Annotated in this window: 13 protein-coding genes and 1 other RNA gene; 9 read left to right on the forward strand and 5 right to left on the reverse strand. The window is 67.4% G+C overall.

Translation table 11 applies throughout. The features are described 5' to 3' along the window. Window positions 1-6: 6 nt before the first annotated feature. The 5 genes from BJQ94_RS08930 to BJQ94_RS08950 all read left to right on the forward strand — a co-directional run bounded on the left by BJQ94_RS08930 (window position 7) and on the right by BJQ94_RS08950 (window position 3009). The gene (locus tag BJQ94_RS08930; RefSeq protein ID WP_265401112.1) at window positions 7-510 is read left to right on the forward strand and encodes a DUF427 domain-containing protein; all 504 of its coding nucleotides are present in this window, start codon (window positions 7-9) and stop codon (window positions 508-510) included. 41 nt (window positions 511-551) lie between these two features. Next, the gene (locus BJQ94_RS08935; protein WP_265401111.1) at window positions 552-1385 is read left to right on the forward strand and encodes a Nif3-like dinuclear metal center hexameric protein; all 834 of its coding nucleotides are present in this window, start codon (window positions 552-554) and stop codon (window positions 1383-1385) included. A 56-nt stretch (window positions 1386-1441) separates the two neighbouring features. Continuing rightward, complete coding sequence (locus BJQ94_RS08940; RefSeq protein WP_265401110.1) at window positions 1442-2179, forward strand: C4-type zinc ribbon domain-containing protein; 738 nt, start codon at window positions 1442-1444, stop codon at window positions 2177-2179. Window positions 2180-2236: 57 nt separating this feature from the next. Next, window positions 2237-2610, forward strand: an RNA gene (rnpB, locus tag BJQ94_RS08945) — RNase P RNA component class A. Window positions 2611-2694: 84 nt separating this feature from the next. Beyond that, window positions 2695-3009 carry a TIGR02611 family protein gene (locus BJQ94_RS08950; protein ID WP_265401109.1) on the forward strand — a complete coding sequence of 105 codons (315 nt, stop codon included), beginning with the start codon at window positions 2695-2697 and terminating at the stop codon, window positions 3007-3009. Window positions 3010-3052: 43 nt separating this feature from the next. Here BJQ94_RS08950 and BJQ94_RS08955 read toward each other — a convergent pair whose 3' ends face one another. Both BJQ94_RS08955 and map read right to left on the reverse strand, forming a co-directional pair. After that, on the reverse strand, window positions 3053-3820 hold the full coding sequence (locus BJQ94_RS08955; RefSeq protein ID WP_265401108.1) for a polyphosphate--glucose phosphotransferase: 768 nt from the start codon (window positions 3818-3820) through the stop codon (window positions 3053-3055). Between the two features lie 16 nt (window positions 3821-3836). Next, window positions 3837-4703, reverse strand: coding sequence for a type I methionyl aminopeptidase (map, locus tag BJQ94_RS08960; RefSeq protein WP_265401107.1), 867 nt, complete (start codon window positions 4701-4703; stop codon window positions 3837-3839). Window positions 4704-4715: 12 nt separating this feature from the next. Between map and BJQ94_RS08965 the strand changes: the two genes are divergently transcribed. Next, window positions 4716-4904, forward strand: a complete 189-nt coding sequence (locus tag BJQ94_RS08965; RefSeq protein WP_265401106.1) for an SPOR domain-containing protein — start codon at window positions 4716-4718, stop codon at window positions 4902-4904. 27 nt (window positions 4905-4931) lie between these two features. Here the strand turns inward: BJQ94_RS08965 and panB are convergent, their stop codons facing one another. Further along, window positions 4932-5804: a 3-methyl-2-oxobutanoate hydroxymethyltransferase gene (gene panB / locus BJQ94_RS08970; RefSeq protein ID WP_265401105.1), complete on the reverse strand. Its 873-nt coding sequence runs from the start codon at window positions 5802-5804 to the stop codon at window positions 4932-4934. 113 nt (window positions 5805-5917) lie between these two features. Between panB and glnA (BJQ94_RS08975) the strand changes: the two genes are divergently transcribed. Together glnA (BJQ94_RS08975) and BJQ94_RS08980 are read left to right on the forward strand one after the other, a co-directional pair. Further along, entirely contained in the window at window positions 5918-7255 is a 1338-nt protein-coding gene (glnA, locus tag BJQ94_RS08975; protein ID WP_066595282.1) for a type I glutamate--ammonia ligase, read from the forward strand. Window positions 7256-7292: 37 nt separating this feature from the next. Continuing rightward, a complete protein-coding gene (locus tag BJQ94_RS08980; protein ID WP_265401104.1) occupies window positions 7293-10328 on the forward strand; it encodes a bifunctional [glutamine synthetase] adenylyltransferase/[glutamine synthetase]-adenylyl-L-tyrosine phosphorylase in 3036 nt (1011 codons plus the stop codon). Between the two features lie 68 nt (window positions 10329-10396). Here the strand turns inward: BJQ94_RS08980 and glnA (BJQ94_RS08985) are convergent, their stop codons facing one another. After that, on the reverse strand, window positions 10397-11821 hold the full coding sequence (gene glnA / locus BJQ94_RS08985; protein WP_265401103.1) for a type I glutamate--ammonia ligase: 1425 nt from the start codon (window positions 11819-11821) through the stop codon (window positions 10397-10399). Between the two features lie 146 nt (window positions 11822-11967). Here glnA (BJQ94_RS08985) and BJQ94_RS08990 point away from each other — a divergent pair, with 146 nt between their 5' ends. Next, window positions 11968-12411: an RDD family protein gene (locus tag BJQ94_RS08990; protein WP_265401102.1), complete on the forward strand. Its 444-nt coding sequence runs from the start codon at window positions 11968-11970 to the stop codon at window positions 12409-12411. Window positions 12412-12490: 79 nt separating this feature from the next. On the opposite strand, the gene BJQ94_RS08995 is transcribed toward BJQ94_RS08990, so the two are convergent. Then, window positions 12491-13201: a DUF4191 domain-containing protein gene (locus tag BJQ94_RS08995; protein WP_265401101.1), complete on the reverse strand. Its 711-nt coding sequence runs from the start codon at window positions 13199-13201 to the stop codon at window positions 12491-12493. Window positions 13202-13210: the final 9 nt, after the last annotated feature.

A 13210-nucleotide genomic window follows, 5' to 3' on the forward strand; every position in this document is an offset into this window, starting at 1 on the left:
CGGCCCGTGAGCGGCTCAGCGCTGCACCGGGTGACACCGGGCCCAGGTCAGGAGTCGGTGTGGGACTACCCGCGCCCGCCCCGCGTCGAACCGAGCCGGGAACACATCGTGCTGCGCTTCAACGGTGCCGTGATCCTCGACACCAGGGACAGCGTCCGGGTTCTGGAGACGAGCCATCCGCCCACCTACTACCTGCCGAGGGACGCATTCGCCGCTGGGGTGCTGCGGCCCGTCAACGGTCACAGCGTGTGCGAGTACAAGGGCCTCGCCGGCTACCTCGCCATCGTCGTCGGCGACCGTCGCGCCGATGCCGTGGCGTGGTACTACCCCAGTCCTGAACCGGGCTTCGAGAGTCTTGCCGGCCGGGTCGCCGTGTACCCGGGGCGGCTGGACGAGTGCACGGTGGACGGGGAGGTCGTGCGGGCTCAGCCTGGCGACTTCTACGGCGGGTGGATCACCGACCGGATCGTCGGACCGTTCAAGGGGACACCGGGAACCCTCGGTTGGTGAGTGCCGCCGTGTCGGCACGGTGCACCTAGTAGGCTGGCGTGGTGTCATTCTCGCTCGCTGAAGTAGCCCGGGTCTCCCATGACCTGTGGCCGCTGTCCGGAGCCGAGGACTGGGATGCGCCCGGCCTGGTCAGCGGTGACCCCGCCGCCAGGGTGGAGTCCATCCTGCTCGCCGTAGATGTGGTCGCCGACACCGTCGCCGAGGCCGTCGACACCGGTGCAGACCTGCTGCTCGCCCACCATCCGCTGCTGCTGCGCGGCGTGACCAGCGTGGCAGAGGACCGATACAAGGGCGCTCTCCTGGCCCGGCTGATCCGAGCCGACTGCGCACTCCTGGCCGCCCACACCAACGCCGACGTCGTCGCGGACGGCGTCTCCGACATCTTCGCCCAACGACTGGGCCTGACCGATGTGCGGCCCATCACGACCGGCACAGCGCCCGGCACAGCGCCCGGCACCGGGATCGGCCGGGTCGGCCGCCTGGCTGAGCCGACCACCGTCGGCGCCCTGGCGCGCCTCCTGGCCGAGTTGGTACCGCCGACGGCGTCCGGTATCCGGGCCGCCGGAGGCTACTCCGACATCGTCAGGACCGTGGCCCTGTGCGGCGGCGCGGGGGATTCGTTGCTGCGCGAGCCCCCGGTGCGTTCGGCCGATGTTTTCATCACCTCAGACCTGCGGCATCACCCCGTGTCGGAGTCGAGGGAGCAGTCCATGCTCGCCGGGGTTGGTCCGGCTCTCATCGACGTGTCACACTGGGCCAGCGAATGGCTCTGGCTGGAGACCGCCGCCCAGCAACTACGCGCGCGGTTGCCCGGCATCCTTGTGCAGGTCAGCGATCTGAGCACCGACCCGTGGGATTTCGTCGTCACCCAGTGAACCGTGATCCACACCCCGTTTTTTCCAACTCCATAATCCATGAAGGTCAGGTCATCGTGAAGGCATCTCCAGTTGAGCAGAAGGAGCTCCTGCGGCTCCAGGCCATGGACACCAAACTGCAGCAGGTCGAACACCAGGCCAAGGCTCTCCCACAGCACGCCGAACTCACGGCGCTCGGCCGCACGCTCGACGCGTCCAAGACCGTCCTGACCGGCCGCACCGGCGACGTCGAGGATGCGCGGATCGAGCTGCGCCGCATCGAGTCGGACGTTGAGGTCGTCGAGAAGCGCATCGCCAGGGACACCGACCGCGCCCAGCACACGTCATCGATCAAGGACGTGCACGCCCTCGAGGCCGAGTTGGCGGCGCTGGGCAAACGCCTCGGCGCGCTCGAGGAGATCGAACTCGCGGTGATGGAGCGCCTCGAGGAGAAGGAGGCCCTGGTCGCCGAGACCGAGGCAGAGCGCGCCACGATCGCGGCCCGCGTGGCCGACATCGAGGCAGAGCGTGACGCGCTGCTCGTGGACCTGAACCGCCAGCTGGGCGAACTCGCCAGGGACCGATCGGCGATCGCGTCTTCGATCGGGGGCGACCTGGCCGCCCTGTACGAGAAGCGCCGTGTCGTCGGCCGGGGCAACGCGGCCGCGCTCCTGCGCGCGCGCACCTGCAGCGGGTGCACCATGACCCTCACCGGCAGCGACCTGGAGGATGTGCGGGCCGCTCCGGCCGACGACGTCGTCTTCTGCCCCGATTGCGGCGCCATCCTGGTGCGCACCGACGAGTCGGGCATCTGAACCGATCTGCCTGACCGATCCGCACGGCTCGTCGTTCCTGTAGGCTCGGGTGCGGAATGGGCCGGCAAGACGGTCGCGTCGTCCTGGGTTCTTCGGAACCCGTGATGCCGAGGAACGTCCGGGCTCCACAGAGCAGGGCGGTGGGTAACACCCACCCGGGGCAACCCGCGAGACAGTGCCACAGAAAGTAGACCGCCGCAGGCTCAGGCCCGCGGTAAGGGTGAAACGGTGGTGTAAGAGACCACCAGCGGCCAGGGTGACCTGGTCGGCTCGGTAAACCTCGTCCGGAGCAAGGTCGAACAGGAAACGCCAAGGCGGCTCGCCGAGTTTCCGGGTAGACCGCTAGAGGGCTGCGGCAACGTAGTCCCGAGATAGATGGCCGTCCAGGGCGCAAGCCTGGACAGAACCCGGCGTAATAGCCGGCCCATTCCACTTTCCTCCCCGCTTTCCTGGGAGTCCGGTGCGAGCCGCCGGAGGGGTGGCGCATTCCCAGCCTGGACTCTTACGCTGGGCCCATGAGCACATCAGTACGCCGGCACCTGACCCGGTCGCGGGCGTGGATCCATCGTCATCCCCGGATCCGGGCTCCCTACCGCGTGCTCGTGGCCGTCGCGGGGATCGTGGTCATCGCTGTCGGCCTGATCCTGGTGCCCCTGCCCGGGCCCGGCTGGCTGATCGTCTTCATCGGCGTCGCGGGCCTCGGCACCGAGTTTCCCGCCGCGCACCGGCTCACCCGTGTGGTGCGCAGACAGGCACACAGGGTACGGGTGTGGTGGCGGGCGCGTCGGGACCGCTCGACCGCCAGGGCCGGAGCGTCAACGACAGCCTGAGCTGACCTACTGAGACGACCGCCCGCGGGAACTCCCGCGGTTGTCAGACCGAGGCGGGCGCGTGGCTGGCCGCCAGCGCGGCCGCGCCCAGGATGCCCGCGTTGTTGCGGTGCACGGCCGGGATGATCCGGGTGTTCAGCGTGAGCAGGGGAAGGAAGTCCTCGTGGTGCTTGGACACCCCTCCACCCACGATGAAGAGATCGGGCGTGAAGAGGGCCTCCAGCCTGGAGTAGTACTTCTGCAGCCGACCGGCCCACTTCTCCCAGCTGAGGTTGTCGCGCTCCTTGGCCGAGAACGCAGCGCGGGTCTCGTAGTCGACACCGTCGATCTCGAGGTGTCCCAGCTCGGTGTTGGGCACCAGGGCCCCGTCGTTGATCAGCGCGGTACCGATGCCGGTGCCCAGGGTGGTGAGCAACACCACACCGTTCACACCTTTGGCCGCACCGAACTCGGATTCCGCGTAGCCGGCGGCGTCCGCATCGTTGACGAAGTGGATCGGCACGCCGAGGCCCTTCTCGAAGAGCGCTTCAGCGGCCAGGCCGATCCATTTGTCCGACACGTTGGCTGCGGACATGGTGTGGCCGTTCTTCACCACGGCGGGAAAGCACACGCCGATCGGGAGGTCGCCGGCTCCGGCCGATACCGTCGCCAGGATCTGGCGGGTCGTCTGGACGATGTCCTGCGGGCGGCCGCCCTTGGGCGTGGGCAACTTGACGCGGTCGGAGAGCAGGGCACCCGTGGACAGGTCGACCACGGCTCCCTTGATGCCGGTTCCGCCGATGTCGATGCCGATGGCAGTGGGTGAACTCATTGTGACAATCTACCGGCTAGACGACGGTCAGGATCTCGGCGCCGCGTTCGGTGACCACCAGGGTGTGCTCGAACTGCGCTGTGATGCTCCGGTCCTTGGTGAGGACCGTCCAGTCATCCGCCCACATGTCCCAGTCGCCGGTGCCCAGGGTCAACATCGGTTCGATCGTGAACACCATGCCGACCTCCATGACGGTGTCGTACTGCGGTGCGGAGTCGTAGTGGGGGATGATCAGGCCGGAGTGGAAGGCATCGCCGACACCGTGGCCGGTGAAGTCCCGCACCACGCCGTAACCGAACCGGCGCGCATAGGACTCGATGGTGCGACCGATCACATTGACCTGCCGGCCGGGCGCGACGGCCTTGATGCCGCGGGCCAGGGCCTCGCGGGTGCGGTCGACGAGCAGGGTGACCTCCTCAGAGGCCTCGCCGACGATGAACGTCACGTTGGAATCGCCGTGCACCCCGTTCTTATACGCGGTGATGTCGATATTGACGATGTCGCCGTTCTCGAGGACCGTATCGTCGGGAATGCCGTGGCAGATGACTTCGTTCACCGACGAGCACAACGACTTGGGGTAGCCCCGGTAGCCCAGGGTGGAGGGGTAGGCGTCGTGGCGCAGCAGGAATTCGTGGCCGACGCGGTCGAGTTCCTCCGTGGTGACCCCGGGCACGACCGCGCGGCCGACCGCCTGGATGGCCTCCGCGGCGATCCGTCCGGACTCGCGGATGAGTTCGATGCGGTCGGGGGAGTAGACATCGGAGCCGGTGAACCGGGCCGGCGCCGTGTGCCCGACGTATTCCGGCCTTTCGATGTGGGACGGAACGGAACGGTGGCTGGACACGGTTCCCGGAATGAGGTGACCGGCAGAATCCTTAGGCATAGGATCAAGCTTATGGCCGAAGATGCTGAACAACAGTTCTGGTACAACATGCGCACGGGTGCGGTCGAAAAGGGCCTGTTGTCGCCGTCCATCGATAGGGTCGGACCGTTCTCGACCTTCGATGAGGCGACGCATGCCCTCGACAAGCTGCGCGCGAACAGCGCGAAATGGGCAGAGGACGACGCCGCGGACAACCGCTAAGCGGGATCCGCTCCCCTCGGAGCCGCGCTACTCGTAGCTGTGCTCGGCGCCTGGATAGGCGCCGGAGTCGACGTCGTCCCTGAACGCGTGCACCGCATCCGAGAGCACCGTGCGCAGGTTGGCGTACTGGCGAACGAACCTCGGCACCCTCCCGGCCGTCATGCCGGCGAAGTCCGTCCACACCATGAGTTGCCCGTCGACGCCTGGTCCCGCCCCGACGCCGATGGTCGGGATCTCCAGGCGTTCGGTGACGAGGGCGGCCACCGGCGACGGAACCATCTCCAGCACGACGGCGAATGCGCCGGCGTCCTGCACGGCGAGGGCGTCCGCGATCAAGGCGTCTGCGGCGCCGCCCCGGCCCTGGATGATGTGCCCGCCCAGACCGTGTTCGCTCTGCGGCGTGAAGCCGATGTGGGCCATCACCGGGATGCCCGCTGACACGATGCGCTTGATCTGCTTGCGGCTGCGCACGCCGCCCTCGAGCTTCACAGCGTGGGCCTGCGCCTCCTTCATGAAGCGCACCGCGGTGTGCAGGGCTTCGGACGGGCCGGTCTCGTAGCTGCCGAACGGCATGTCGGCGACGACCAGGGCCCGCTTCACGGCCCGCGCCACCGCCCTGGTGAGCGGGATGAGCTCGTCAACGGTGACCGGCAATGTGGTCTCGTATCCGAACACGTTGTTGCCGGCCGAATCGCCGACCAGCAGGAAGTCGATGCCGGCCTCGTCGAAGATCTGCGCGGTGAGCATGTCGTAGCTGGTCAGGCCCGTGATCGGGATGCCCTGTTGCTTCGCGTTCTGAAAATGCCTGGTGCGTACGCGCTTGGGTCCGGCGGGTGCGCCGGCGTACGGGTTCTGCACGTCGATGGCGGTGGCGGCGTCCGGTGTGGCTGACTCTGACATGGTGTCAGTGTACCCAGCGCGCATTTTTGCCCGGCATTCGTCGCCGCGATCAGCCGATTTTGGCCCGCGGACCGAGCGGCACGGTAGCCTAGGAGCAACAAGAAAGGGCGTGGATGGACAAGCAGCGCGACTTCGTTCTTCGGACCATCGAGGAACGGGGCATCAAGTTCATTCGACTATGGTTCACCGACGTGGTCGGCACCCTCAAGTCGGTCGCGATCGCGCCGGCCGAGGTGGAGGGTGCATTCGCCGAGGGCCTCGGTTTCGACGGGTCGGCCATTGAGGGCCTCACCCGGTCCTTCGAGGCCGACGTGCTGGCCCACCCGGACCCCACGACCTTCCAGATTCTGCCGTGGCGGGGCGAGGTCGACCCCACAGCGCGCATGTTCTGCGACATCACCACGCCGGACGGACAGCCCGCCGTCGCCGACCCGCGCAATGTGCTCAAGCGCACCCTTGCGAAGGCAGCCGAGCGAGGCTTCACCTTCTACACCCACCCCGAGATCGAGTTCTACCTGCTCAAGTCGTCAAAGTTCGGCAAGAACGGGCCCGTCCCGGTCGACTCAGCCGGCTACTTCGACAACGTCCCTGGTGGCACCGCCCACGACTTCCGTCGACGTTCGGTGCGGATGCTGGAGGACCTCGGCATCTCCGTCGAGTTCAGCCACCACGAGGCCGGCCCAGGTCAGAATGAGATCGACCTGCGCTACGCGGACGCGTTGACCACGGCGGACAACATCATGACCTTCCGCACCGTGATCAAGGAGGTGGCCATCGAGCAGGGCGTCTACGCGACGTTCATGCCCAAGCCGCTCTCCGACCAGCCCGGCTCGGGCATGCACACCCACCTGTCCCTCTTCGAAGGGGACACCAACGCCTTCTACGAGGCCGGTGCGCAGTACCAGCTGTCCACGACGGGTCGCCAGTTCATCGCGGGGCTGCTGCGGCACGCGCCGGAGATCACGGCCGTGACCAACCAGTTCGTGAACTCCTACAAGCGTCTCTGGGGCGGCGACGAGGCGCCCAGCTTCGTCTGCTGGGGGCACAACAACCGCTCGGCGCTCATCAGGGTTCCCCTGTACAAGCCGAACAAGGGCCAGAGCTCGCGGATCGAGTACCGCGCCATCGACTCAGCGGCCAACCCGTATCTTGCGTACTCGCTGATGCTGGCCGCCGGGCTCAAGGGCATCGAAGAGGGTTACGAGCTGCCGCCGGAGGCCGAAGACAACGTCTGGGGACTCAGCGACACCGAACGTCGCGCGCTCGGCTACCACCAGCTGCCCGCGAGCCTCGACCACGCCATCCAATACATGGAGGAGTCAGAGCTCGTCGCGGAGACCCTCGGTGAGCACGTCTTCAACTACGTGCTGCTCAACAAGCGCCAGGAATGGCGCGAGTACCGCTCGCAGGTCACTCCGTTCGAACTGAACAAAAACCTCGAGATGCTCTAGGGCGGCCGGACAGGGCAGCTCTGGTTAGGCACAGGACATGGCGAGAGAACAGCTGACCCTGACAGACCTCGCTCGCGTGGGCTTCGCCGATCTCGGCGAGGCCCGCGCCCGCCTCGATGAGGTCAGCGAGCTGGGCGGGCCGGATCCGTCCGACTTTTTTCCGCTGCTCAGCCGCGCGGCGAACCCGGACGCGGCCCTGTTCGCGGTCCTGTCGCTGGTGCGCAGGGCCCCGGCCGAATTCGACGCCCTCCGGCGGCACCCCGACGCGCTCCAGCGCCTGGTGCTGGTGTCCGGCGCGTCGACGGGGCTGACCGACTTCTTCCTGCGGCATCCGGCCGAACTGGCTGTGCTGCACGAGAGGACCGCGGTGCTGCCCGGCCTGGCCGAGCTCACCGATGACCTGCTCGACGCTGTGCGCGCCACCGGCGGAGTCGCCGACCTCGTCGGCGACGATGGGTGGGTGGCCCTGCGGGTGCGATACCGCAGACGACTCGCCGAGCTGGCCGCGTACGACCTTGAGCAGGCGGATCCCGTGGCCGGGCTGGACCGGATCGCCCGGCAGCTGGCGCACCTCGCCGCCGCGGCCCTCGAGGCGTCCCTCGCGGTCGCCAGGGGAATGGCCGGCGGCGCCGTCGCCGCACACGGCGTCTTTCCGCTCGAGCAGGTCCGCTTGACGAAACTGGCCGTGATCGGCATGGGCAAGGCCGGTGCCGGCGAACTGAACTACGTCAGCGACGTCGACGTGATCTTCGTCGCGGAGGGCGACGAGGCCCAGGGCCTCGAGACCGCCAGGGCCGTCGACATCGCGACCAGGCTCGCGATCCTCACGATGCGCGGACTGAACCAGCCGAGCATGGAGCCCGAACTCTGGGAGGTCGACCCGAACCTGCGGCCGGAGGGCAAGTCAGGTGCCCTGGTGCGGTCCCTCGACTCCCACATCGCGTACTACGACCGGTGGGCGAAAAGCTGGGAGTTCCAGGCCCTCCTCAAGGCACACCCGCTGGCCGGCGACCTCGAACTGGGCGCACGATACGTCGCTGCCGTCGCGCCCAAGGTATGGACGAGTGCGAGCCGCGAGAACTTCGTCGACTCCGTGCAGCGGATGCGTGAACGCGTCACCAGCAACATCCCGGCGGACGAGGTCGCCGTGCAGCTCAAGCTGGGCCCGGGGGGACTGCGCGACATCGAGTTCACCGTGCAGCTCCTGCAGCTTGTGCACGGCCAGGCCGACCCAGACGTCCGCCAGCCCGGCACCTTGCCGGCCCTCGCCGCCCTCGCCGAATCCGGCTACGTCGGCCGCGCAGAGGCAGCCGAGTTCGCCCAGGACTACCGGATGCTCCGGCTGATGGAGCACCGCCTGCAGCTGGACAGGCTGCGCCGAACCCACCTGCTTCCCCGCGACGAGGCCGGCCTGCGGGTGCTAGCCAGGGCGACGGGGCTGGCGACCAGCGCCGCGGCGCTGACCAGCCGCTGGGAGGCCACCAAGCACCGCGTCCGGGGTCTGCACGAGAGGCTCTTCTACCGGCCGCTGCTCTCCGCCGTCGCCGCGCTGCCCGCAGAGGGACTGAACCTCACCAGCGCCCAAGCCGAGGCCAGACTGGCCGCCATCGGGTTCCGCAACACGGCAGGAGCGTTGGCTCATATCGCAGCCCTCACCGGCGGTGTGTCCAGGCGGGCGACGATCCAGCAGCACCTGCTGCCGGTGTTGCTGCAATGGTTGTCTGACGGCGCCGACCCGGATTACGGGCTCCTGGCCTTCCGCCGGCTCAGTGACAGCCTGGGGTCGACCTACTGGTTCCTGCGGATGCTGCGGGATTCCTCTGGAGCGGCCGAGCGGCTGACCCGGGTCCTCTCCGCATCACGATACGTCGGCGAACTGTTCGAGACGATCCCCGAGGCCGTCGCCTGGCTTGAACACGACGACGACCTGCGCCCCCGCCCGCTCAGCGTGTTGCAGGACGAGGCCAGGGCTGTCCTGGCCAGGCACGGCAGCCCGGATGCCGCGGCGTCGGTGCTGCGCACCAGCCGGCGCCGGGAGATGCTCAGGCTGGCCCTCTCCGCGATCCTCGGCCGTACCACCATCGACGAGCTCGCCGCCGGGCTGACCGACGTGTCGACAGTGATCATCCAGGGCGTTCTGGGCGCCATCCGCGGCACCGGCCTCACCGGCGACGACGGTCCGGTGGCACCGGACGGGATCGAGTTCGCCGTGATCGCCATGGGTCGGTTCGGGGGAGCGGAGCTGGGCTTCGGATCCGACGCCGACGTGATGTACGTCTTCCGGCCCGGCACCCTGGAGGGCAGCGCCGCGCACGACCGGGCCACCTTCATCGTGCGGGAGCTGAACCGGCTCACCGACGACAACCGGCTGCCCTTCGACCTCGACATCGGCCTCCGGCCGGAGGGCAAAAACGGTGCCGTGGTACGGTCCATCGACTCGTACCAGGCCTACTACCGCCGTTGGTCCCTGACCTGGGAGGCCCAGGCGCTCCTGCGAGCGCGGGGCATCGCCGGGGAGCCCGCCCTGCTGGAGAGCTTCCACGCTGTCATGGACACGGTTCGGTACCCTGCTGCCATCAGCGAGCAGGAGGTGCGCGAGATCAGGCGCATCAAGGCCAGGGTGGAGAATGAGCGACTGCCCCAGGGCGCAGACCCGAATCGCCACCTCAAGCTCGGTCGGGGTTCGCTCAGCGATGTGGAGTGGTTCGTGCAGCTCCTGCAGCTGCAGTTCGCCGCGGCGCTGCCGTCGCTGCGCACCACCTCCACTCTCATCGCGCTCGACGAGGCGACCAGGCACGGTTTCGTGACCGAGGCCGAGGCCGCCACGTTGCGCGCCGCCTGGCTGTTCGCATCCAGGTGCCGCTCGGCGATCACCCTGTGGACCAACAAGACCGCCGATGTGCTGCCCAGCGACCGGATACAGCTGGACGGCGTGGCCCGCATGATGGAGTACCCACCCGGATCCGCGAACCAGCTGGAGGAGGACTACCTGTCGGTGACCCGGCGGGCCCGCGCCGTTTTCGAGCGCCGGTTCTACGGGCCGGTGGAGCGTCCAGGGCCGTTCTCCGGTTAACCACAGCGGGACCGCACCCGATGGGTGCGGTCCCGCTGTCGTTCACTCAGTGATGAACCCGGTATCGATTAGACGCCGTAGTACAGTTCGAACTCGAACGGGTGCGGGCGCTGCGCGAGGGGCTTGATCTCCTTCTCGCGCTTGTAGTCGATCCAGGTCTCGATGAGCTCCGGGGTGAAGACGTTGCCGGCGAGCAGGAAGTCGTGGTCGGCCTCCAGCGCCTGCAGGGCCTCTTCCAGCGACGCGGGAACCTGGGGGATGTTCTTGGCCTCTTCCGGCGGAAGCTCGTAGAGGTCCTTGTCGACGGGCTCGTGCGGCTCGATGCGGTTCTTGATGCCGTCCAGGCCGGCCATCAGCTGCGCCGCGAACGCGAGGTACGGGTTGCCGGAGGCGTCGGGGGCGCGGAACTCGAGGCGCTTGGCCTTGGGGTTCGTGCCGGTGATCGGGATCCGGATCGAGGCCGAACGGTTGCCGGCCGAGTAGACCAGGTTGACCGGTGCTTCGAAGCCGGGAACGAGGCGGTGGTACGAGTTCACGGTCGGGTTGGTGAAGGCGAGTACGGCCGGGGCGTGCTTGAGCAGGCCGCCGATGTACCAGCGCGCGACGTCGGACAGTCCGCCGTAGCCGGCCTCGTCATAGAACAGCGGCTTGCCGTCTGCCCAGAGCGACTGGTGGGTGTGCATGCCGGAGCCGTTGTCGCCGAAGAGCGGCTTGGGCATGAACGTGGCCGTCTTGCCCCACTCGTGTGCGGTGTTCTTGACGATGTACTTGAATTTCAGCAGGTCGTCGGCTGCGTGCACCATGGTGTCGAACTTGTAGTTGATCTCGCCCTGGCCGCCGGTGCCCACCTCGTGGTGGCTGCGCTCGAGGATGAGGCCGGCGTCGATCAGCTTGAGGCAGATGTCGTCGCGCATGTCTGCGTGCTGGTCGACCGGGCTGACCGGGAAGTAGCCGCCCTTGAAGGGGGTCTTGTTGGCGAGGTTGCCGCCCTCTTCCTTGCGGCCGGAGTTCCAGGCGCCTTCGCTGGAGTCGACGGAGTAGAAGCTGGTGTGCTGGTTGACCTCGTAGCGCACGTCGTCGAAGATGTAGAACTCGGCCTCGGAGCCGAAGAACGCGGTGTCGCCGATCCCGGTGGACGCCAGGTACTTCTCGGCCTTCTTGGCAACCTGGCGCGGGTCCTTGGCGTAGATCTCGCCGTTGCGCGGGTTGTAGATGTCGAAGAGCATGATGAGCGTGCGCTCGGCGCGGAAGGCGTCGATGTACGCGGTGGTCACGTCGGGGATGAGCTGCATGTCGGATTCGTGGATCGATGCGAACCCGCGGATCGACGAGCCGTCGAACATCTGGCCGACGGTGAAGAAGTCCTCGTCAACGGTCGACGCGGGGATGTTGAAGTGCTGCTGCACACCCGGCAGGTCGGTAAAGCGGAGATCAAGGAACTTGACATCGGTGTCCTTGATGAACGAGAGCACTTCGGACGAATCGCGGAACATGCGGGTTTACTCCAAACGACGTAGGCGTGGGTGACTAGAAATGTCGCACACTGCGGCTTCCCCGAGACTATTACGGACGGGTTACTTAAGAATGACGCTTATGTTTCCTCCATGTTACAGACGAGGTCGCTCGGTACACTGATCGGGTGAATTCGACGCCTTCTGGACCCACCACTTTCGGGCAGCTTCCGCCCAGCACCTGGCCGGGGGAGCGCCTCGGCCTGCCCCGCACCGGTCCGCACTCGGTGGGGCGGGTGGGCAGGCGGATCGGAGCGTTGGTCGTGGACTGGTTCATTGCCGTGGCACTGACCTGCCTGATCTGGGGCTACACCTGGCTGAACTACGACGGCTTCGTGGTGTTGGCGGTCTTCGTGTTGCTACAGGCCCTCCAGCTCGCCGTCTTCGGCGGGAGCATCGGCCACCGACTGTTCGGCCTCCGACTGATCGATCTCACCGGTCGTCGTGCAGGTCTCTGGCGCCCCGTCGTTCGCTCCGTGCTCCTCGGCCTGGCCGTTCCAGCCCTGGTCTGGGACTCGGATCAGCGTGGTTTCCACGACAAGATCGCCGGCACGGTCCTCATCCGGCGCTGAGCGCAGTCTCCTGGTACGCAGAAAGGGCACGGGGTGACCCGTGCCCTTTCTATTGTGCTGAAGCCCGTTGTGTCCTGACCTAGTTGCCGCGTTGCGGACGGGCCTTGGTCGGGTCGACGCCCTTGGGGATCGGCAGTTTCTTGGCGATGGAGTTCAGGCGGTTGTTGACCGCAAGCACCTCGGCCTTGGTCAGGGACGGCTTGATCTTGGTGAGACGGCGAGCAAGCTTGTGCAACGGCACTGCGTCGGAGTCCGGACCGACGGAGATGACCGTGACGGCCACGTTGCCACCCACCTTGGCCACCGATCGACGTTCCTCGTCCACCATGCGGGCCGTGCGAGTGCGCGGGCCTTCGCTGATCAGGACAACACCACCGCGCCCGACGGCGCGGTACACGGCATCCTGGGTCTTGCCGTTGACGGCGACGGGCATTTCGCTGCCCACCCAGCCGCGCTTCAGCGAGGAGCGCAGCACGGCGCCCACGGCGCCCGGCTGGCCCTCGATCTGCGAGTACGCGGCCTTCTCGGCACGCCGACCCAGGATGATCAGCATCGCCAGGACTCCACCGAGGACTCCGGCGACGATCCACAGGGCGATCGTGAACCCGCTGTCGGGGGTCAGCAACAGCGCGAGCGCCAAACCGACTGCGACCGGGATCAGGAAGCCGAGGATCATGAACAGAACGATGTTCGAGTCGTAGCGCCTGGTCATCTGGAAGACCTGCCACATTTGCTTCAAGCGGCCAGGTTCTTTGGGGGTGCGGGGACTCGTGTCCTTGCTTCGTGCCATGGTTCTAAG

This window comes from Cryobacterium sp. SO2 (assembly GCF_026151165.2).
In the GTDB taxonomy this organism is placed as follows: domain Bacteria; phylum Actinomycetota; class Actinomycetes; order Actinomycetales; family Microbacteriaceae; genus Cryobacterium.